Source organism: Calothrix sp. NIES-2100, from assembly GCF_963875285.1.
GTDB lineage: Bacteria > Cyanobacteriota > Cyanobacteriia > Cyanobacteriales > Nostocaceae > Aulosira.
In genome coordinates this window covers 1,483,471-1,508,798 of sequence record NZ_CAWNLA010000001.1, presented here as the reverse complement: position 1 = coordinate 1,508,798, position 25,328 = coordinate 1,483,471, and the positions used below count along the sequence as shown (strand labels likewise).

Annotated in this window: 1 protein-coding gene; it reads right to left on the bottom strand. The window is 43.1% G+C overall.

The genetic code is table 11. The annotated features are described in order from the left end of the window. Window positions 1–19: 19 nt before the first annotated feature. A complete protein-coding gene (locus tag AACU32_RS06280; RefSeq protein ID WP_096598818.1) occupies window positions 20–25,264 on the bottom strand; it encodes a DUF4347 domain-containing protein in 25,245 nt (8,414 codons plus the stop codon). Between the last annotated feature and the right edge of the window lie 64 nt (window positions 25,265–25,328).

Below are 25,328 nucleotides of genomic sequence, written 5' to 3'. Positions count from 1 at the left end.
GATGATGCTAGCAATGGTCTTAAGCTATGGGAAGACCTGTAGCGCGATCGTCTTCTGGTGCACCTTGGGTGTCCTGTTGCCCATTGAACTTAATATTTTGGGGATCGCGTGGGGAACCATTTTCGCCTGAGGTGGTTAAACCAAGTTCACCATTTGGTTCAGTTAAAGTTTGGTCAGCACCGCTTGATTTACCCAGATCGAGCAGGAATTGCTGGATAGCGGGAGACGGCGATCGCACAACGGTAGGATTACCAAAGTTTTTAAATGGTACCCAGTAGCTATTGTATTCGCCATTCCAATCAAACAAGCGATCGCCGCCTGTGTTAGCAATCAGTACATCTAATCCGCCACCACCAAAGGCAAAGTCGCGGTCAGCAAATGCTGGCGCATCAGGTTGATTGTTTAAACCACCATTTGTATCAAGATTGTCATCGGCGTTGATGACATCATCACCCAAACCACCGAAGAGACGGTCATTCTGAGTGCCACTGACTAACCAGTCATTACCGGAATCGCCAAAGATATTGTCTTTACCGTCGTTAATTTTGTTACCCGCAGCATCAACAGCATCAAAGTTGAGGAAGAAATTAGCAATTTTCGCCACTGGATTGTTGGCATCATAAGCAGCCAGTTTCCGGGTTACTGGATCGTAGCCTAGTGTGTTGGTATTAGTAACTGGATTGCTGTTGTAGAAAGTAGCTTGTGCTTCTGCACCAGAAATACCATCGTCACCTGCACCACCGTGGAGGAAGTCATCACCTAAACCACCGTAGATAGTGTCATTACCGCCTAAAGTCTCAGCCGCTAAATCAACTGTTTTATTTAAGCGACCAGTAATGTAAACCCAAGCGCCTGTGAATTGTCCAGAAATGCTGATGTTGGTTTGGGCGTTGATGGTATTAACACCATAGAGAGTTTCGGTGAGTCCATTGCGGCTGGTAAAGATTTTGCCATCATCACCAAGGATACCGTCTTCTCCTGCACCGCCGTAAATGCGATCGCTTCCTGTACCGCCGTAGATGTCATCATCCTGTCCTTCGCCAAAGATGACATCGTTACCAGTCATACCGTGGATGACATCATCACCGGATTCACCGTGTAGTACATCAGCCGTACCGCGATCGGTAGTTGCACCTCCTTGAGTGTAATCCAGCAATTGCATAGCCCGGGGAATCAGCTTCAGTGAACCATATAAGTCATAGCTGAAGGTGAGGAATTGACCGTTACTGCCAACTAAACGCAGAATATTACCGTTATCACCGATGATATAGTCAGCATCGCGGGCATGGCCGTTAGCGGATTGATCGCCCAAGTCATTGCGGGCAATATCAGTACCAGCACCACCAAAGATAGTATCAGCGTCATCAGGTCGCTGGGTTGGCGCAGTCAAGCTAAACAGGTTAGAACTACCACCGACAATATCATCTTGACCCAGGTTACCGAAGATTAAATCTTTACCGCCATTACCTTCGATGTAGTCATCGCCATCAGTACCAACACCAGCGAAATCTTCTACGGATGCGGTAGTTGTGTTCAGGGAAACAGCACCGTCACCTTGAATGCTATCGTCGCCCAGTTGACCAAAAATTACGTCATTTTGTGCGCCACCTGCAATGCTGTCATTACCAAAGGTGTTGGCGGCTGGGGTGTAGGAGTGGTCAAACAGTGTAATTGTCCGTTCTTCCGCACCCGTGGGGTTGAGTTGTGAACTACCGTTGACTTGGGCTGTACCATTAGCATCATAGATGACTTGACCGTTGAGCGTGCGGATACGCGGACTGAGGGCATCACCACGGCGGAGAATGGCGGCGTTATCACCTGCGATCGCATCGTTACCTGTACCACCGTCTAGGATGTCATTACCATCATTTCCGCCAGCAACATTGTGTCCGCCAATGATGTCATCATCACCCGCTTCACCGTAGATAGCGTCATTACCCTGTCCGCCGATCTCAATATCCTTACCAGCCCCAGCAGAAATAGTATCGTTACCACCAAGCTGGTTATTATTAGCATCTGTGTTCGCCGTGTCGATGGAAGTAAAGGTGAATGGCTTAGTCAGTGTTGATAATGGCAGGAGATTGGCGTTAACGTCACCTTCAACCACACCGTTATCACCAAATATCAGGTCGTTGTCATCGCCTGCGTTAATTTGGTCATTGCCAACACCACCGAATACAAAGTCATTACCAGCACCAGAGTTAATTGTATCGTTACCGCCATCTTTGACATTGGTTGTCTTGATGCGGTCTATATCGGCTGGGTTGTTATCGGTTTCAACGTAGCTGATGTAGCCGTTGTCACCCAGGACAATATCATTAGCTGTGCCTGTGGTAATGCTGTCGCTAGCAAAGCCGCCGAGAACAATATCTTCACCGCTGCCTGTGGTAATTGTGTCGTTGCCACCGAGATTGCTATCGGTAGTTTCAATGCGATGGATATTACCAGCTACATTGGTGACTCTGCCACTGTCACCGATAACGATGTTATTACCATCACCAGCGTTTACGGTGTCGTTACCATTACCGCCCAGGATGATGTCGTTACCACTGCCTGTGGTAATTGCATCGTTGCCAGTCAAACTGGGTGAGTTGGTGTAAATCAGGTCAACCGTTGCCAGGTTGCCATCGGTGGTGTAATCCACCTTGCCATTGTCACCCAAGACAATGTTGTTACCTGCACCCAAGGTTACCGTGTCGCCAGCGAAGCCACCAAGGACGACATCGTTACCCGTGCCTGCGGTAATGCTGTCGCTACCGCCCAGGCTGTCGTCTGTGGTTTCAATGGTTTGGGGTTGACCATTAGCGATCGCTACCTTACCACTGTCACCGATGACAATGTTATTACCATCACCAGCATTTACGGTGTCGTTGCCATTACCACCCAGGATGATATCTTGACCACTGCCAGTAGTAATTGTGTCATTGCCGCTACTGCCTGGATTAGCAGTTTCTACCTGGATGACATTTCCAGTATTCAGGATTCTCGATGTTCCTGGGGTTTGGGTAATGATACCGTAGTCACCCAAAATAATGTTGTCGCCGCTACTGCCGTCGATAGTGTCATTGCCAACTGTGAGGGCATCGCGGGAGGTGTTAACGCTAGAATTGACGTTCGGCACTGTCAATTCCCTGGTGGCAGTGTCAAGGTTAAAGCCAGAATCACCATAGATGTGGTCAGCGCCGCCTTGTCCGTTGATGTTGTCATCGCCGGAACCGCCTGCAATTTGGTCACCTGCTTGACTACCTGTAATGGTGTCATTACCTGCACCACCGTAGATGGCGACATTCTTTGTGGCAGCTGAGGCGTTGATAATATCGTTACCGGGGTTGGTGAAACTGCGTGCAAATCCTGGGTTGACTTGGTTTGCTGTGTCGGTGTAACGGCTACCGTCTTGGGTGGTATCGCCAAAGATTGCTAGTGGTGCATCCTTACCTCTGGAATCGACTCCACCGCGATCGCTCACCGTAATTGTGTCATCACCACCGCCACCGTGAATGGCTGTCATTGCGCCGTCTGCTGTTTTCTCAACTGTGAATTGGTCGTTACCTTGACCAAGCAAGACTTCTACAACCTCAAAGTTGTTGTAAGTAACTCCAGTTGCACCCATTCCCAACCCGGTGAGAGTATTTGCTGTTAAGTTGCCGGAAGTATTAGCGGTGGTACCATCATTAAATGCAGTCACCACATCCAGGGTTTCATTTTCATTGACGAAGAAATTAGGTGACAGATTGTTGATGGTATATTCACTGTTAGCATCGGGTGTTCCCCAAGTTGGGTCAGGTAGTGAGGGGTTTTGCAGCGTCAGTACAGTTTGACCGTTGTTTTGAGTCACGCCAATAATCCGCCAGAATCGGCGCAGTCCATTACCTCGGCTGATTTCCAAAGTTTTGCCAATTAGGTTATTCAGGAGACTGAGTACATCTGCTGTCGCCACAGTCATGGTGTTATTGGCGGCTGAGTAAGCAAATACCTTTCCTGTAGAGGCGAGTAAATTTGTTTCGCCAGGAAGCAGTACAGGTTCAGCTAAGGAGGTTGACCCGTCGCCACCGTAGCCATCAATAATTAGTTGACCTTGGATACCATCAACTTTGTGAGAACCTTCTTGCGCTGGTAACGAGTTAGTTCCCGCCGCGACTGTCGGCGCATCGCCACCCAAGCTGAAGCGATCGCTACCCAGTCCGCCGAATAGCTTGGTGACAACTCCTGTATTAGTAGACAGAACATAGAATTCGTCGTCACCTTCCGCACCGTCGATAATTACCGTCTCAATATTCGTGTAATTAACTGTCCTTCCAGCGCCAGAGATAGCATTAGCTGTTACCACAAATTTGTCAGCAAATTCTGTACCGATAACCTTCAGCGTATCATTACCATCACCGCCGTTGATGTTAACTGGGGCATTGACAACGTATTGAATGTTATCTACTCCCTGACCAGCCGTGACATTATTATCACTAGAACCTTCTTCCGCAAAGGCGCGAATCACAAACAGGTCATCGTTATCGCCACCATTAAGATTTAGTACTGCTTTGTTGCGGTAGACAGTAAATGTATCATTACCTGCATCACCATCCAGGGTAGTAGTAAAGCTGACACCGTTACTTAAGTAGCCGCGAGTTGTTTGCACAGTCGCAAATACATCTTTAGCAGCGACTCCAGCAGCAGCATCTCGTTGCGACTTGAAGATTTGCCCAACTTGGAAGTTGTCGTTACCGCTACCACCACTGATAGTAGTTTCTGCCCAGTTATCATCTAAGGTGACGGTATCATCTCCATCCTGGGTGTTAACGTTGAGTTTTTCTAGTTTCAGCGTGTAATTGATTCGTTCCACATCAACAAATGGATTTCCGTGGAGTGCGGCGACAAAGGCAACACCATTTACTCTATCTTCAGCCGCCCGCAGAAGGAAATTATCTGCAACAGTTGTACCGAAGACAGTTAATTGATCCTGAAGGGTATCAACTCCCGTGTCAAACACATTAATAATGTAGTCGGTATCACTGCCTGTAATGTTGACTGTGTAATTATCGCTGCCTGCTTGACCATCCAGGGTAAGGTTGTTTCGGCTGCTTTGACCACGGCGGGTTTTATCTAGGGATGGCAGGCGATCTACAATGATTGTGTCGTTGCTGTTACCGCCAAGTACCGAGGTATTACCGACTAATTCTTGGAGACGCAGAGTAATTGAATCTGCATTAGCTTCACCTTGAATTAAGACGTTGGCAGCGATAATTCGACCATTCAAGCTAACAGTAGTTCCTACAGTGTCAGCATTGCTGTAATCACCAAGGATGGTGATATTTTGCTGGGCAGAAATCAGGCTATTGGCATCAGCCGTGATGTTATCGCCAATTCGCAGAGTGACAGAACCATTGGCGGCGGTGACTTGGGCAGTACCATCAAGGAGTAAATCTTCACCTGTGGCGGCGGTGTCCTTGACAGTTAAACGAACATCACCTTGGGCAGCATCTACACTGTTAATATTCAGTCCGCCAACAATTTCCGTGATGTATATGTTGTTAGTCGCTGTGGCTTTGAGTTTACCAGCCGTTGGTTTTGCGGAATCGATTTCTAAATCGTTGGTAACTTCGCCAATGCTGCCAGCTGTAGCAGTGAGAATGCTGTCAGCTGTAGCAGTGAGGTTGATGTTGACACCCTCAATGTTAACTGCGTCGCCGTTAGCATCCAGAATTGAGCCATTCTTAGCTAAGAGTGTGACATCTGCAGTTTGGGACTTGATCGAGTCAACTCGCAAATCGCCGTTGGTTTCAATTAAGTAAACTCCACCGTTAGCTGTAGCTGTAACCGTTCCCGGTGTAGCATTGGATGAGTCAATATCAAAGGGGTTAGCTGCACTAGCGATCGCACCACCAGCCGTCAACTTGATACTAACAGCATTTATTTCGCTGTTGTCATCATCCAGGGCATCAATTATTGAGCCGTCGGCATTAATTGTGACTGTACCCTTTGTGGCTGTAATTGGGTCAATCTTCACATCCCCATCGACATCTAAGTTGACATCACCAGCAGTAGAGACAATATCGGCAACATTTAGAGAAGCAACACTGTGTAAGAAGACATCGTTACCAACAGATGCGCTAAAGTTACCAGCTTTAATTTCTACATCAAGGAAGTTGCTGTTAGTGCCAATATCTCCGCCTGCTTGCAGGTAAACATTACCCGTTGCTGGTGCAGTTACATTACCAGTGAAGATATTAACTACCGTGGCATTGGTATCATTAAAGGCATCGAAAATATCACTCTGCGCTCTCAGGTCTACAGAATTACCCGCAGACACCTTACCAACAGTCATATCCCCTTCTGCTACCTGAATAGAAACACTACCACCAGCAGTCACTCTCGATACATACAGGTCAGAAATTGTTTGAGATTGATTATTAATGGTGGCATCTGTAGCTACCTGTTGGATGTTAATATCACCCACAGCTTCGGCACTCAATCTACCAGATGAGGCAACTTGGATGCGTAAGGGGTTGGTTGTTGTGCTATTAATTGCTCCCTCAGATTTGAGAACCAAGTCACCAAAGCTAGTAATTGCCGCAGTGGAATCTGTATTCAGGTCAGTAATTGCTCCAGCTACTTGTAAACTGACATCGCCACCAGATTTAACATGATTGATTTGCAATGTCCCAGTAGCTTCCACAGCAACACCCTTACCAGCATCAATGGTAACTGCATCAGTAGCTTGTAGGTTGACATCATCTCGGAGTTGGACTGTTAAATGAGTGACGTTAAATCTATCTTCTACCAATTGACCAGTGAGCAAGGTCTTATTCTGGTTGCGGAAGTTACTTTCAAAGCGATTTTGGCTGGTGTTTTGAACAAAGTTTTCGATTAATTCAAAAGTAGTGTCAACTTGCCAATCAGGATTATTAGCATAGTTCACCGCTGATGGTTTCAGATTGACTGTACTAGAGCCGATATAGTGGTAAATAGTATTATCATCTCGAACCAAGGTGACGTTAGGAATTACTTCAACAACCGTTGTATAGCTACTATCAAAACGATTTTCATTGGCGTTTTGGCTGAAGGTAATATCTTGCCAATTACTATCGTTGGCGTAATCTATTCCCAAGAGATTAACACCTGTAGTAGTTGCACCTACATAGCGGTAAATAAAATTCCTATCTCTAACAACTGTGGTGTTAGGAATTACTTGTAAAGCTGTCCCGTTATCGTTAGTAGCGTGGCTTGTAGTTACCTTTTGCCACAAACTCGGTGTTTCATAGCTTTGATTAGCTAAATCTAAAGTCGCTGTAGAACCAATATATTTATAGAGTCCGTAGTCTTGATCGGCGTACTGTACTAAAACAGTTTTGCCGTTACTAATTTGAACAGATTGGGGAGAAGTGCGTGTACTTTGGGTAATAAAGTCAGGTGTCAGTTTCTTCCATAAATTAGTGTTGCTGAAGTTGCCTTGAGATATATCTGCACCTGTGGTATTGCTACCAATGTATTCATAAATTTGGTAGGTAACACCAGCTACATCTTCAGCAGTAGCGATGGAAAGTAATTGTTTCTGGCTATCTGCTAACTGTGCATAACCTTGGGTTAAATCGATGGTTACAGCACTAGAAATTTGTCCCAATTGACCATTATTACCACCAGCTATCAGTGTTACTTTATCAGCAATGATATTTGCTGTTTCTGGTGTGGAGGTGTTTTGTGTAAATCCTAAGAAGTTCGTATCAGGATACAAGAACTGGCGTAAACCTGGGGACATTAAATACTGGTAATTAGGACTGCTAGCTACTGTAGTGGTAGAGAATAGTTCATAAATTCCATCCAGAATTGAACCATTCACTGTTTCTAGACGTACATCGCCATTTTCAGATTCAATTGCTGCGTCTCCATTCCAAGATGTAGCTTCTACCAAGTTCAAGTCGCCAGTCGTTTCGGTGATGTAAATGTTATCATCGGCTTTCGCGGCTAAACCGCCGGAATTAGCCGTGTTACTATCAACTCGAATTACTTGGGACGCACTACCAATAGCACCATCTTCAGCAATTAACTCAACTTTATTCCCCTTAATTAAAGAAGTGTTATCTTTGGCTGTAATTCCATCGGCGGCGTTAATAGTGACATTACCGTTAGTGGAACTAATGTTACCAACAACCAAACTATTACTATTGTTATCTTCCGAAACTACCGTTAATTCAATATCTCCATCGGCGCTAATATTAATTGGTGTTTGAGTTCCGCCTTGAATCTGAGCTTTAAAGTCACCGCCAACTGTGATATTAGTTACAGCACCGAAAATTGCATTATTGTTGGCACTGGTAATTGAACCGTTGTCAGACTCTAGCTCAACTGTGCCGTTATCAGGTGATTCAATATTACCCTGTAAATAAATATCACCTTCGGACTCAATGGATATATTCGGTGTATTTGTTCCTGGAATGAAGTCAATATCAATTGGGTTATCAGCTTTGAGCCTATGAGTATAAAAGTCTTTGAGTCCGATAGTAGTTGTGGTTTTGGTGTGATAGGTTTTCTTCCTTAACCAACCACCGCCGGTTGTCCAATTTTCAACTACTCTGGTGTAGTTGATAAAATTGCTATCAAATTTATCTTCTGCTCGGTTGGTAATGCTGGTGGTGCTAGTAGTGCCAGTATCTTGCCATTTAGTAGTATCCGCAAAGTTTTGATACAAGATTATGCTGGTATTATCACCTTTGTAGCGATATATCTTGTTACTAGCAATATCTCTAATCTGTGTGGTGTCTTTAACTAAGTTGACAGTATTGACAAAATTGCTGTCAAATTTATTGTTGGCTTGATCTGTAATAGTGGTGGTGCTAGTAGTCTTAGTATCTTCCCATTTAGTGATATCTGCAAAGTCTGTGTACAAAGGTATATCTGCATTATCACCTTTGTAGCGATATATCTTGTTAGTGGCAATATCTCTGACTAGTGAGATGTCTTTAATTAAGTCTACGGTGTTATCAGTTTTTTGTTCGTAACTGATAGTGTAGAGGATATCTGAGTCAAACTTGTTGTTTGCTGGATCTGTAATGCTGGTGATGCTAGTAGTGTTAGTATCTTGCCATTTAGTAGTATCAGCAAAGTTTTGGGTAGACAGTAATACGTTGCTGGCATTATTGCCTATGTAGCGGTATATCTTGTTATTAGCAATATTCCTAACTTGGGAGGTATCTTTAATTAAGTTGACCAGGTTGTTGCTGGTTAGAGATTCTGACTCAAGTAAGGGTTGATCGTCACGGAAAGTGGTTTCTGTTGTATCTGGTGGAATGCCATCAGCCGATAGGTCATCCCAATCAAAACCAAGGAGGTTAAAGCTATTCTGCTCGTACTTGTTGATGACAACTCTGGTTTTCTCTTGTCCTTCTGTCCAGGTGTATTGTAATCCTGGTGTGGGTTGATATTTAATATCATCGCTAAAGGTATGGGAAATCGCCGAACCTACAGGAGTATAGTTAATGGTGGAAATATTACCGTTAGCGGCGGGAACTATTGTTCCTGTGTAGGTTGTTTCTTGAATGTTACTACCATTGACTTTGTACTCGACTTTTTTGACTGTTTTCGGGTTAGCGTTACTGTAGGTGTCAACGATCGTAATTATTCCTTCTCGATTGGTAGTGTTATCTATGCGGTTGACAATGAGTTTGTAATTACTTTGGTTATTAATGTCTACATTGGCATAACCATTAGCAACTTTCAGTTTGCCGTTACCTGTACTGAAGATTTGCCCAGCAAGGGTAATCCTACCACCTTGAGGAACGATATCTTCAACTACGATCGCGTTTTCTGCGGCATCAAAGTAACCATTTACAGGTACATTCTCTGTTCCGAAGCTAATACCTGCTAGCACATTGCCATTTTCATCAACAAAGCTTTGGGTGTTTGTACCAGGGTTAAAGTTAGCAGCGATATTCAGTGTCACGGTGCTGACACCACTTTGAATTAAGCCGTTAACGTTGAGGTAGCGTGCGGTAACGGAAATTGCTCCTTGAGCTAAAATTGATGATTCGTTGCGGTTGATGGCTGCATTCAGGTTTTGTCCGCCAACATTGGTTGTATTGCTGTAAGTTTCGGAATCTGCATTGCCAGCAGTGTTAAATACTGCGCTTCTTGCACCATCATAATCAATGTACTGGCGGGGATCTTGATTAGTGTGGAACCAGTCTTCGCTGTTGAGGTTAAAGTCTCTAGCTGCCTGAATGGTGACGTTTTCGGCTCTAATTTCCCCAGAAACGTTAATACTGCCTTCTTGGTTATTAATGTACAAATCACCAGCTTCATTGATTACATCGCCGATGATGTACATATCCTGATCGATGCTTGGTAAGACGATTGTGCCTGTATCGTAAGCACTATCAGCAAAGGAATCTTGAATAATGCTGATAATTTTGCGTTCTACGATATATTTATTTGTCCCCGCGACAAAGGTACTAGCATCTGTAGTGGTAGCTTCCCAATTATTATCTGTGTCGTAACTAATTTCTGAGAGAGCTAATTGTGTGGTTTCAGTTCCTTTATAGCGATAGACTGTATCACCATATTTCACCTCTGTTGTGTTGGGTGTAACACTAACGCTTGCACCACCCGCCAGCACGTTGTTAACGTAAACATTTCCTGGTTGCAGAACAGTGTACTTACCATCAACTACGGTGACTCGTTTGTTATCGCGGATAATTGTGTCATTAACGTTAATAGCAAAAGGTGACTGGTTGAGGATGTCAATTTCTGCGCCTGCTTTGGCTTTGAGTGCGCTACCGACTAAGCTAGTGAAATTGCTAGCTGTCATGCTGTCGGCTTCGATAAAGATACCACCGGGAGCAGCGTAAATATTTGGCAGGTTGACAGAGATAATATCTAATTCCTTCTTGACAGCCTTGACAGTTTGCCCATTCACCTGAATCGTCTCAAACAGACCTAATTCTTGGAGTGTGGCTTCTACTTCTGCCAACTGTACTTGATAACGAGCGATCGCTTCCGTATTTCCTGCATGATTGTCTATCCAAGCTAGGATTTTCTCCCTTTGATCTAATAACAGGTTGCCAGCATTGGCATAGGACAAGCTGATTTTATCTAGGTCTTTGGGTTTAATCGCGTAGAATTTATCTTTGAGTTGAGCTTTTAAGGTAATGGTGACATCACTGCGATAAACTGCTAGTTCTGCTTGCTGCTCTGCGGTGAGAGTTGTACCCAAATCTGTCCATCTGGCAGTATTAGAAAAGTCTTCATCTTGGAGAACAATGTCATCGGATGCCCCTGTCGTTGGGAGTTTATATTGATAGTAATGGCCGGCGTTGCCTTTGTTATATGAACCGGCGATCGCTTGTACAACCGTACCTGTAGAAATGCTAAAGGCAATTTTATCCAAATCTAAACTGCTGTACTCATAAGCCGCATCTTCTGGTAATCCTAGAGCGATTTTCTCAGCTTTAGTTAGTAGTGTTCCTAGTTTAGAATCATCTAATTGTTTTACTAAAGTACCACTACTATTTCTCAAGTCCAGAGGCTTAATGTGGACTAATGCCTTGTTATTAATCCCGGCTTCAATGCTAGTAGTCGTATCAATGTTGACTTGACTGATGCTATTATCAGTTGCCTTAATAGTCGGTCTGGAAGCATCAGGAGTAAGTGGGAAACCGTAGGGAGGAATTGCTAAATTCACCACTAATCCATCGGTTCTGGCTCTTTGACCAGAACCTGCACCAACACCTTTTTTCGCAACTAGGTTAACATCTTCCAAGGCGAGAAGCTGAGTTGTGCCTGTAATATCTACCTTGTTAGTTTCGTTTATGGTTGCATTTAAGACCGGAATACTAATACCAAAGCCAAGACTTGCGGTGGTAATTTCGGCATTAGCGAAACTGTCTATGAGGTTGGAAACTGCAAAGCTATCGCGTCCCGCATAGAGACGAATATCACTAGCTTTAATAACTGAATCATCAACTTTGATTTGATTGCTAGCATTAGTAGTGGTTTTGGCATCGCCAGCATTAACGGCGGCGGAAATAGGTGAACCTCCTGCTAGGATCAGGAGATTGGCACTAGGATTCAAGCTTGAGTCGGTACGAGAGGTGAGGTAAACATCCCCGGTTTTATTTTCTAAGGTTGCTCCATCTAAATTCACCCCAGCTTGAGTATTGGCATCTATTCTCGATAAACCCACACCCATTGCAAACAAACCGGCACTTTCCACTATGACTAAATCATAGGCAGTCACTTCATTCAAGGTTTCAATTCGCAGCGTACCTGGATTAGCATTTGTGCCATTAACGGTAATGTTAGTGCTGTTGCCAATATTGACTAAAGCTTCAAAGGGATTCGTCGATGTACCAATATCTGTGCCACTTTCTAGAACTGTCAGGACTCCTCCACCAGCCGAGCCTGATTTCAGGTTGGCTGAATTGACTAATCCGATGGGGCCGAGTTGTTGATTTTGAGCATTAACAAATTTATCTTTGTTCAGTCGGTTGATGGCGTTGATGATGACGGTATCAGCAGTGACGCTACTGTTAGTACCAATATCGACATTGGCTTTAGAGGTAATTTCATTATCTACACCTGCACCGTTACCAACTCCTGCACCGAAGCTAAAACTGTCGGCGGCGGAATCAACATCTTGGGTATGTTTGGAGAGAATGGAGAGATTTTGAACTGTAATTTTGGTATTGTCGCCAATTTGACCAATGGTGGCATAATCACTGTTGAGGGTAGATTTTGCTCCTCCGGCTGCTACTAAACCTGCACCGGCGGCGACGCTTTCGGCTAACAAGTCATCGGTGCTGGTAGCGGTAATTTTCAAGTTTTTGGCTGTTACTTGTGTACCGTCTCCCAGGATTGCTTCTAATTCGTTGACATCATTTCCTTTACCCAAGTTGACATGGGAAACCATCGCCGTCACAGCTAATCCACCTGCTGCACCGCCATTTGCAGAACTTCTGGCGCGGTTGTTGGCTGTTGACTTGATTTCCACATCACCAGTTGATGCCAGTTTTGTACCTTCGACAAAGGCTTTGACTGCTGTTTGAATATTGGCTTCGGATTCGTTGCCGGCTATACCGACAGTCGCAGCAGAAACACCCGCAGTTAAGGTTTTATCAATGTTGGCAATAGAATCTGCATAGACTGTAGTGTTGACTGAGTTAATAGTTGTGACTGGAGTACCAGTTGTCCAAGCTGTAGAGGAATCATTATCAACCCAAGCTTGAATTGTGCTGTTAATTTTGTTTTCAACTATCGCCACGCCTAAAGCAGCACTGATCAGGGATACGGCAACGGTAATGGCTGTAGCATCACTCGAAAGGAAAGCATCTTCACTAGCGAGAACATTAACATTTCCCTTGGTGGCATTGACAGTCACAGGGCCGGTAATGTGAGCATCAACATCATTATCAATTGTGTTGTATAAACCAACGCCACCACCACTGAAAGCGAATCCACTCAAACTAGTATCAACAGCAATGGAAGCTGTAACGGCAGTAACATTACTAATACGAGCGCGAGACACATCCGCAGAGATGAAGACATTGCCTGTGGTAGCTTCAATCTTTTTAGCGGTGTCGCTCTTAACGTAAGCTTGGACGTTATTTTTAATTTCATTGACTACGTTAGATGCAGCAACAGATACCGCTCCTCCTGTACCAATGACAGCCGCGATCGCAGCTCCTACTGTATGAGCTTTAGTAACTTGACTATCGGATGTGGCTTTAACTTCTAAATCAACTCCAGCAATGGCTTGCGTATTTTCTAGGTAAGCATGGACTTTGCTAGCCATTTTACTGGTTGATTCAGCCCCCGCACCAGCTCCAGCTAAACCAATACCTACTGCGATCGCTACTGAAGCGGCAAAGGATACTGTTTCAATGGTGTCTGTGTTAGTGGCATAAACTTTGATATCCCCGGTGGAAGTAGCAGTGGAATCTTTGATGTATGCTAAAACTTCGTTGCCGTAACCTGAGTCATCTGTAATCGAGTCATAGCCAATCAGGTTTCTAGCTAGGGAAACGCCAATAGTACCGGCTGCGGCGAATAATCCACCTGAACCAGCAACGCCAACTGCTCCTGCTAATGCAGAGATTTGAGAGGTACTTTGAGCATCAAGCTTGATATCTTTATCGTTTCCGCCTTTGGTTTCGATAGTACTGCCATCAACGTAAGCCTTGACGCTGTTGTTGACAATATTCGTTGATTCTGCTCCGACTCCACTTAGTGCCAATGATGCTGAGAATATGTCGAGGGATATGGCTAAACTGACAGATACAGCTACAGCATTAGAAGTAATTGTGGATCTTTCAATAGCTTCTACTGTCAGCGAGCCATTTCTGGCTTCGACTTTGTTGTTGGCATTTTGGATGTAAGCCTGGACTTCATTGTTAATTTTGTTACGAGCTATACTTAGACCAATGGATGCTGCCACTGAGGAAGTACCGGACAAGGATAAGCCGACGGATGCTGCTCCGACTCTGGCTGTATTAATAGTGGTGTCATCAGCTTTGAGGGCGATGCTATTCGCAAAAATACCTGTTGCGCCATCTCCGTCAATAAATGCTTTCACCTTAGCAGCAACTTTGTTTTCAGCGACCGCACCCGCACCTACAAGGCTCACAGCCAGTTCTGAACTCGCAGCGATCGCTAATGCTCCTGCTCCCACATCGGCGGTAATGGTATCTGTAGCGGTAGCTGTTAGGCTTAATGCTCCCCTAGCATTGATACTGGAATCTTGAATATATGCTCTAACTTGAGCAGCATCAGCTTTCTTATTGCCATTGGCTTCATAACCAATGTAGTTTCTCGCTAAAGAACCACCAATCGCGGCGGCTACTCCTGCGCCACTTGCACCTCCAGCTCCACTACCAGCGATCGCTACAACATCAGCATCAATTGTGTTGTCGGAGGTGGCAGTTAACTTCAAGTCACCGACGTTATTAATGGTACTGTTATTGATGTAGGCGTTGGTATTGCTGAGAATAACGTTGGTTGCTCCTGCTCCCCCACCACTGAAACCAGCACCGACACTCTGCCCAACCGCGATCGCAATTGATACAGCTACGCTCTTGGCAGTAATTGTGGCTTCTGAGTCAGCAGTAATTTCTAAGTTATTGTTAGTGGATGAGGCTTTGGCGTTGTCGATGTAGGCGGAAACTTGGTTATTAATTGTATTGTTAGCTAAGGCGACACCAATGGCGATCGCAACTGCATTATTGCCACTAAATGCAAATGACAGAGATCCACCACCAGCATCGGAGGTAATATCGGAGATATCTGTTGCTGAGATTAAGACTTTGTTTCTGGCGGTGACTACAGCGTTATCTTTAACTGCGGCTTCGATGGTGTTGTTGATTTCGTTATCTCCCGAAGCACCTGAGCCAGCTAGGGCAATAGCTGTAGAACCGATAGCAGCTGCCACAGAACCACCGAGAACGAAGTTATCAATGGTGGAGTCAGATGTAGCCTTGACAGTAACTCCACCTGTAGTTGTGTCTACGGTGGTATTAGTGCCTTCAATCAGGGCTTGAATGGTGTTATCGATGTCGTTGATGCCGATCGATAGCCCAATACTACCAGCAACGCTTGTGTTATTCCCCAAGGAAACAGCGATCGCAAATCCCCCCGCATCAGCCGTAATTGTAGAAGTATCAATTGCCTCTACCTTAATGTCTGCTGTGGCATCAACATTGGCATTGTTGCGAATCTTGGCGGTGATAGTATTTTTAATGGTGTTTCCTGAACCCGATCCGGCTCCAGAAAAACTGCCAGTTGCACCACCAGTCAGCGTGCCAGAAAAAGCTCCACTGAGGCTCAGAGCATTCACGGTTGCCGTTGATTTCGCTGTGAGTTCAATTTTGCCATTGCTGGTGTTTACAGTGGCTTGATCGATAGTTGCGTTGGTATCGTTGGTGATGTCGTTTTTAGATATGGCAATACCCAATGAACCAGAACCAGCACCACCAGCAGTTGAACTACGAGAGAGAGCCAGAGCGATCGCCCCGGCATCAGCGTCAATTAGACTATCGTCAATGGCACTCAGGCTGATGTTGCCACCACTAATTACAGTGGAGTTATTATCAATGCGCGCTTCAATAATGTTATCAATCTTGTTACCTGTGCCGACACCCGCACCAGTGAAAGCCAAGCCAGTGGAGGTACTAGAGGAGCCTACTGCTACTGCACCAGTCCAGGCGACAGCATTAATATGTGTGGTGGAGTCAGCTTTGAGGGTGATGTCTCCAGGAGATGTGACTTTGGAGTTGTCAATTTCGGCACGAGTATCGGCATCAAATTTATTCACAGCCGCCGAGACACCCACGGAAATCGATGTGGCACTGGTTTGTCCCAAAGCTACGGCTACAGCTACACCACCCGCATCGGCATCAATTTCACTGTCGTTAATGGCAATCAGTTCAATCTTGCTACCGCTATTGATATTTTTGACATCGCTACCATTGAGAATTACAGATTCAATGGTTTGAGTAATCTCATTGTTGGAACCTGCACCAGCCGCAGCAATAGTAAAGCCACTACCAACTGTGGATGAACTACCAGCACCAGCTGCCGATATACTCAAAGCAAAGATGTTAGCTGTGGATTTACTGTTGAGAGTAATGTTACCTGCCGCCGTCACCTTGGATTTGTCAATTTTAGCTCTAGCTTTGGCGGTGATGGTGTTATTGGAGATAGCTGCACCAAATCCAATGGCTGCGGATGTTTCGATTCCACGAGCCGAGGCGATCGCAATGCCGCCGGCGATCGCTAAAATATAACTGTCATCAACTGCACTCAGAGCGACTGCCCCTGTACCTGTAGTAGTCACCTGACTATTGGCTTCGATTAATGCCTCAATGGTGCTATCTATCTTGTTTTGTGAGCCTGCACCAGTACCACTAATACTAAAAGCACCTAAACTTACAGAGGAAGCATCAGAGAACGTACCACCAACAGTGACAGCATAAATCTCGGCTGTGGAAGTGGCATCTAAACTGACATCAGCTGCTTGTACTACAGCATTACTCAGATAAGCGCGCACCTTATTATCAATTTGGTTGACGGCTACCGCTAACCCAAAAGCCCCAGAAGCAGCATTACTCAAGTTGCCGCGTACTAAGGAAAGCGTGACTGCCCCAGCTACACCTATAATCTCAGAATTATCTGTAGCAGTTACAGACAGATTGCCACTAGAAAGATTAATGGTGGTGTCTTTGCCAAAAGCTTCGACGATATTATCAAACTTACTCCAAGTTACCGAGCCTGTACCAGAGAAGGTATTCACACTTGTGCCATTTCCCTGAGCTGGATCTTGCTCTACCTTCGCACCAGCTAAACCAACGGCAACGCTAATAATCCGACTGTTTTCTTCGGCGTTCAGGGTGACGTGATTATTGGTGATAACATTTGCACCATTAATAAAGGAGCGAGTGTTGTGTTCTATATTATTGGTGCTAACAGCCCCAGCTAATCCAATTTTGGTAGTTTGCTTTTGGGATTTAATTAATGATGTCGCCCCAGAACCAGTACCGAAGGCTGTTTCATTTTCACTGTAGAGGTCAATTGCCCCCAAAGATGTACTAGGTGCTGAAACCTGAATATTCCCAGTAGCGTTAATATATGCTTGAGCTTTTTCATCGGCATCTGTCACCGATACACTACCAGCCACCCCTAAGCCGAAACCACTGGGACTGTCAGCAGCATTTGTCCCTGATGTGACATTGTTATTCTCATCATCGGCTTCTCTGGCTACGTAACCTGCTAAGGTAGCTGAAACTACGTAGCCGCTGTTGCGAGCATTGACATCGAGAACTTTACGGCCTTTGGCGTTGAGAATGTTGCTGTTGCCTGTAATGTCGATATTTAAATTAGCACCGGTGTTATAGTTCTCAATTTCTCCCTTGGTGTTGAAAATGGTCAGAGCGTCTGGGACTTGTAAGTAGGAGAAAAGATCGTTAATGGTTTCGACATTAATATCATCTTTGAGTTGCACTTCATTGCCGATGACTGCCCTGGTATTGCGGATGACTTTGTTGACAGCGACAGTTGCACCGATACCCAAACTGCCTGCTGAGGCTTGATGCGCGCCAAAGTAACTAATCCGCCCGACATTACTATCGGCATCGAGATAAAGTGGCCCACCCGCAATAATCACACCACTGCCAATTTGAGCGATGGTATCGCTGACTTGTAATGCCCAGCCACCTGTTCCAGTTAAACCGATATCATCGGCTTGTCCCCCGGATTGGTTCAGGTCGAGGACAAAGACATTTTCTTTGGCTTTTACCTCTAGTCCATCACCGAGAGAGCCTGTATGCACTCTGGCTGCATCCCTAATTTTAGCAATGGTCTTATTGGTCATCCCTTGGAACAATACCGATGCTCCAAAGCCATTTTTGGCGCGATTACCGTAGATATTAAATACTTCTTCCCACTGTTTTCTGCCGCCTTTCCCAATCTCCTGTCTGGTGTTACCCTTAAATGCAACATCTAGGGCTAAATCCAGGTTGATAATTCCTGCCATATTCAGCAGGGTAATATCAGTAACAGCATTTACTGATACAGCCTGGGTGTTATTTTGGATATTTTGATTAATTCTGGCTCCAGAACCAATGATAGCCCTAGAGTCGTTATCAAATAAGTTAAATGCTGCTGTCAGAGCAATACCAACATCTACTCCTTGGGAATTACCAGTGACAGCTTTGGTGTCTTTATTTTTCGTGTAATTGACTTTGCCTTTGTTCTTGGTACTGACGAAAGTATTAAAGAAATTATCTAATCCCAATTTGCCGCCAAAGAGAAAATCAAAGGCTAAATCTGCCCATTTACCGATCGCTTTTGACCTGGTTTTTTCATCTGTGGAGTTGGTATCTTCTACTAAGCTCTTCAGGGCGAGGGGATAAGTTAAAGTTGAGGTGACATCTAATTTCCCTACAGCATCAATAACCGCATTATCGGCAACGATCGCTTGCACGTTATTAGTGAATGAGCCTACAGCAACAGCAACGGCAACATTTAATGCACCTTCATCTAAGCTAGTTGAACCTTCAACTAGGTTTTGGAAGAATTGACTACCTAATGCCTCAATGTTAATGTCTGCACCTGAGTTTAACGTCCCACCTACAGTGGCATTAACGGTATGCTTAACCAAATTAACGCCGACAGATAATCCCAGAGCAAGTTGGTCTTTGGCCTCAATTTTCAAACCTTTCTTTAATTCATTTTTAATCGTGTTGGGATTGATAGCGTTAGTTAGCCCTGCACCAGCCGCCACCATTAAGCCTATAGGTGCATTTCTCAGCAAGTCTCGCCATTTAGGAACAGAACCCAATGCCCCTTTGGTGTCAATTACATCTGTGGCTTTCTTTAAGTCGGCTTTGATGGAAATCCCTACGGGGTCGGAGACAGCAGTTAATGTGTGTTCACCGATGACTGGTTCTGCTAGTAAGGCTTGTTCCTTGGTAGCTGCTAGTTTGAAGCTGTCTTTACCGATATTGACTACATAGTAATATTCACCAGAAGTGAGATTACCAATGGATTGATTGAGGACTGTATTTCCTTGATACAGGACGCGATCGCCTGTTTTGAAACCATGATCGGTGATTGTAAAGGTTTCTTGAGTTGGATCGACAACTTGGATATTAGTGGGGTCAAAGGTGAGAGAACTGGTACCGTAACTAAAGGTATCAGTACCAGTACCATCAGCTGTGATATCTATGGCTGTGGGAGTAGTTGCGATCGCTTCTGCTAGTGTTGCGGCTAGTTTGATGGTATTTTGATCCACAACAATGGCAAAATAACCTGTTTTATCAACTAAGGTGCTGTTAGTTCCTGTCCCTATGGCTGTACCACCACTGACGTTATAGGTAACAAAATCACCAGTGGTTAGTCCATGATTGGCTATACTAATGGTGTCATTACTGCTGTTGATATTGCTAGGAGTCTTAGTGGTCTTAGCAAATTTCTCATACGCTAATTTATGGGTATTGCCTGCGGCTATGTTGAGATCTAAAGCATTGCCTTTAGCCGCATCATCTAACGTATTTGCCAGTTTAATCGTATTGTTATCAACGACAATGACGAAATAATCTTCTTTACTGGTCAGTTCACCGATGCTTTCTTTTGCTGTAGCATCGCTAGTATAAGTGACAACCTGACCGTTAACTAATCCGTGGTTAGCAATAGTTAAAGTATCATTGGTGTCATTCACAATTGATGCGCTAGAACCATCAAAAGTTAAAAACTTCTCTGGACTCAAGCCATGATTACCAGGATCTAAGCCAGTCGTACTAATATCAATGGCATCACCCTTGAGCTTGATTGGGTCTGCTAACAAGGCTGCACCATCGGTTTCTGCTAACATGAAGCGGTTAGCATCGATGGCGATCGCATAGTAATAACTACCATCCGCAAGATTTTCAATGGGATTATCGCCTTCGGTTAATTTATCTGTGACTGCAAAACTGTGCGACGCATCCGTTGAACCCACAGTTAAATTCAAATATTGACCATTCTCTGCATTTACTTTGCTCAGAGCAATTTTAATCCGATTAGCATCTTCAACAATTACCCAATAATCTTGCTTTGCAACTAAAGGAGTATTTACCCCATTATTGTCATATTGAATCGGCGTTCCAGTTGCACCTAAAAAGTCAACTTGATAAGTTACTTTATCCCCTGTTTTTAGCCCATGACCGGGCAAATAAATCGTATCATTCGTTAAATCTAGGTCAGAAGATACAACTAGGTCAATCGCCACACCATTTTCCGCATCAGCCTCAGTGAGTGCGAGTTTGATATTCTGACTACCATCTTTAATAATGTAGTAGCTATCGTTTTTATAAAGTGGTGAATTGAGCGTAAATGAGTCTCTGTAAATAGTCGTTGCCGTATTAATCAGAGTTTGTAAATCACTCAGAGTAATTTTATCGCCAACCTGATAACCATGATTATTTCTGATAATAGTATTGTTCGTCAAATTCACAGAACTACTATTATTTGATGAACTAATCAGGTCAAGAGCAATACCATTCCTGGCATCAGTGGCATTCCGTGCTAGTTTAAACGAATTATTGCCGTCAGGAATTACATAATACTCATTATTCGTCTCTAGATTCACATCTAGGAAAGTAGCCTTGTAATTAGTTGTCTCTTCGCCACCACTAAAGTCTGTTGTGCCTGCACCACTATAGCTGGTGGAATTTGCACCACTATAACTGGTTGTGGTAGTACCTAATATTGTTGCTAAAGTAGTTAGACTAATGACATCGCCAGTTTGATAACCATGACTGGATTTGGTAATAATGTTTGTACTGACATTAACGTTGCTAGATTGTGTAGCAGTAATATCAAGAGCAATACCATTCGTAGCATCGGCTTGAGTTAGTGCCAGTTTAATGGAACTATCATCGTTGCGAATTACATAATATTGACTATTTTGATCTAGAGTAATACTCTCTAGCAGAGTTGCTAAAGCATTCTGGTCAATTACATTTCCAGTCTGATAACCGTGATTGGCTTTAGTAATAACATTTGTCTGGATATTGACATTCTTTGATTTTGTCCCAGTCAAATCAAGAGCTATATTATCATTGGCATCAGCTTGAGTCAGTGCCAGTCCAATTGAGTTATCGTCGTTGCGAATTACATAATATTGATTATTCTTGGCTAAACCGACATTGAGGAGAATATTTAAATCTGTTAGGTTAATTGTGTCACCAGTCTTATAACCATGACTGGTTTTAGTAATAGTATTATTTGTCAAATTGACATTACTATTTTCTGTACTGACTAAATCGAGAGCATTCCCTTGATTTGCATCTTGTAAAGTCAGTGCCAATTTAATAGTATTATCATCGGTACGAATCACATAATACTTATCACTTGCATTTAGACTAATCTCCAGCAGAGCATTTAAATTACTCTGGTCAATGACATTTCCTGTTTGATAACCATGATTCGCTTTTGTAATAGTATTTGTTGTAGTATTGACATTACTACAACGGGTATTGCTGATGTCAATTGCTTTGCCATTATTGGCATCATCTAAAGTCAGTGCCAGTTTAACAGTATTATCATCGGTGCGAATAATATAATACTGCTGATTCTTATCTAAAGTCAGACCTAAAGTTAATGGTGCTGCGTAGAGAGTATTGGAGGAAACTCCTAAATCAGTCAGTTGCTTAAAGGTGATTGTATCTTTAGTGTTGTAAGTGTTGTTGCCAACATTAATACTGTTGTTGGTAACATTTATTAAACTGGTCTTATCCGTGGGTTCAAAGGTAAGATAACTCACTGTTTCTGCTGGTTTAGCCACAGATTGATCAACTTCATAGAGGATGCGATCGCCTGTTTTAAAACCGTGATTTGTTACAGTAAAAATATTTTTCTCACTGTCAACTATTGAACTTTGAGGATCAAAGGTAAATTCCGCAACTTCATAAGTGAATTTATGCTCGCCTGAGCCAACAGCACTTATATTGATAGCAGTTCCCGTGTCTGTGCTGATATCATAATCAATGGCATCTTGATAAGTTGCTGCTAATTTAATAGTATTGTCATCTTTTTTAATGACAAAATAACTCTCACCATTGTTGATGGCTTCATTAGTGTTACCAGCCGCAACACTAATCGAAGTTCCGCCATTATTGTTGTAGGTGATCAGTTGACCAGTATACAAACCATGATTGGCAATAGTAATACTATCATTAGTAGCATTTACTGCTGTAGCACTATCAAACTTTGGAGTGTCTTCGGTTTTTCTGTCATAGAACGAGATTCGATGTTCTTTACCTACAGTTACAGTTAAATCAACTGGAGTATTACTAACAACATCATCTTGATTTTCTGCTAATTTAATATGATTGTTATCAACGAAAATGACAAAGTATGTGCCACCAGTTTGTAAATCACCAACTTCTTCATCTTCCGTTGTAATTGGATCGGCATAGTAAATAACTTTTTGTCCCTGTACCAATCCATGATTATTAATGGTCAGTGTATCAGTATCAGCATTGATCACACTGCCACTAGAACCGTCAAAAGTCAATGAATCCAGGCGACTAAACCCATGCTGAACACCACTATTAACTTGACTATTATCAATATCAATAACACCATCTAAGGCATTTTCTGGAGTCAGGGCAATAGTTTTATCATCTAGGACTAAAACATCATAAACTGCGCCCTTAGTCAGTAAACCTGCTGGATCTAAATCAGCACCATAGACAAATTTGTCACCTGTCTTAAATGTGTGACCGTCTTGGAAACTGATGGTATTATTATTAATCTTACTTTTATCAAAAGTGGTTTTTTCCTTAACTGTAGTTAGCCCACCCGCCGTGATATTACCATTGACCGTAGTGAGAATATCTGTTTTATCGTCGTTAACAGCAACACCAATGCCTACCTTACCATTGATCCAAACAGTTGTTTTTGCTTTGGCTTGACTATCAACTGCACCAATAGCATCGACTTTGACGTTACCACCAGCAGTGATGCTGGAATTGCTACCCAGTGTGGCTTTAGATGTAGTGTTAGTTACGGCGGCGGCGGCTGTAAAACCCAGATCAACTGCATCTTCAGGATAGTTAAAACTTCCAACCTTCAGATTATTAACAAGCAGTGTATTGGCATTAGCAAAGATACTAGCTTCGACTTTGGCAGTTGTCTTCACATTAGACTTGACATTAACACCACCACTGGCAGTAATGATACTATTACCGTCAATAGTAGTTTCCGCAATACCTTTAGCATTACCACCAGCACCAGCAAATCTCACTTGCTTACCTAATACTGCCGATAATGCTAGTTCAGCTACACTACCTGTCATACTAATAGCTTCGACTGAACTATCAACCTCTGCATCAGAGGAAATAGTCACATCGCCGCTACTATTAATAGTTGAATTATTAATTTTTACGGAAGACTCTGAACTGCGAACCTGCACAGCCAGAGGAATGCCTAAACTTTGCAGTTGATATAATATCGAATCATCTAGATTAAAGAACCCAAAAGCTTCAGTTACAGCTTGAGGAACATCTTTATTGTAGGCAACATCTTTAGCCTCAGATTTAATTTCAATACTGCCACCTTTGAAAGTTGCTTCATCTAAGCTAATTTTTGATAGCTGTGAAGTTCCACCAAAAGCTAAAGGTGCGCGAGTATCTTTATCAAAAGTATTTAATTTAATTTTACCGGCTGTATAACTACTACCACTTTCTACATTAGCTAGTATTTCCGCCCCACCATTTGCAGCAGTCGTTGCTGAATCACCAATAGTAATATTTCTGGCTGTCATGGTGATATCGCCAGATGCACCGATTGAGTTGGCTGTAATATAATTGCCGTTGTTAAAATCGGTAAGACCAATTTGGCGAGTCAGTAATGTAGCACTATCAGCAATATTGATATTCTTGGCTGTAATCGTAATATTGTTTAGCCCCAGCCCACCAATCAATCCTTGAATCGTGACATTATCTAAATTTTCCAGTTTATCTACAAGTAAATCAGTAGCACCACTGTAGGTTAATTCAATAGTTAAACTGTCAGCATTACCATCATTATTACCAGTAATTTTTCTACCAGATTCTAGGAGAAAATCTCCATCAATTGATATTTTTACATTGCCACTAATGGTTACATCACCACCAGAAATTGTTAATCCATCATTATAGGTTTGATTACTGCTAATAGTGGTGTCACTGCTAATGGTAGAAAGAACAGAATTAAAGTTGTTTAAAGTTGTACTTTGCCAAGGAAGAATGGTTTCAATATTACCAGTGTTAACTTCTAAATCCCAATCTCCACCTTGGAATTGACTTCCCGTTAAATCATCAGAAGCAGCTACATCTGCCCCTGTAATATTACTAATATTTTGAATTAAGTTTAAACCTTCATCACTTGCAGCTACATTACACCCATAAAAGAGAATATCTCCATCATTTGTGAGAACATTTCTCCAAGATGCTAAATTATTTTGGTAATTCCCTAAAGTCTGGGAATTTAAATTAGTCGAACCTAGTTGTATGTTCTCATCGCTACCATGAGTGACGAAATGAATAGCAGAAATGTTTGAATATTCGCTTAAAACATTACTAATGTCATATATATCGTTGTCTAGATTTAATTGAAATACTTGGATATTTGTATTTAGATTACTTAATAAATTTTGGTAATTGTCAATGTTTGATCCAATAAAAAGTATTTCATTGGGATTAGAAATTTGGTTTATTGGAACTAAAGAATTAGAATTAGATTCTGAAAAAGAGTTACTGTCTAGCATAAATTAAGTATTCCAGTTGCTTGATTGTGTGAGTAAATACATTATCTAGTTGACTAGTAATATT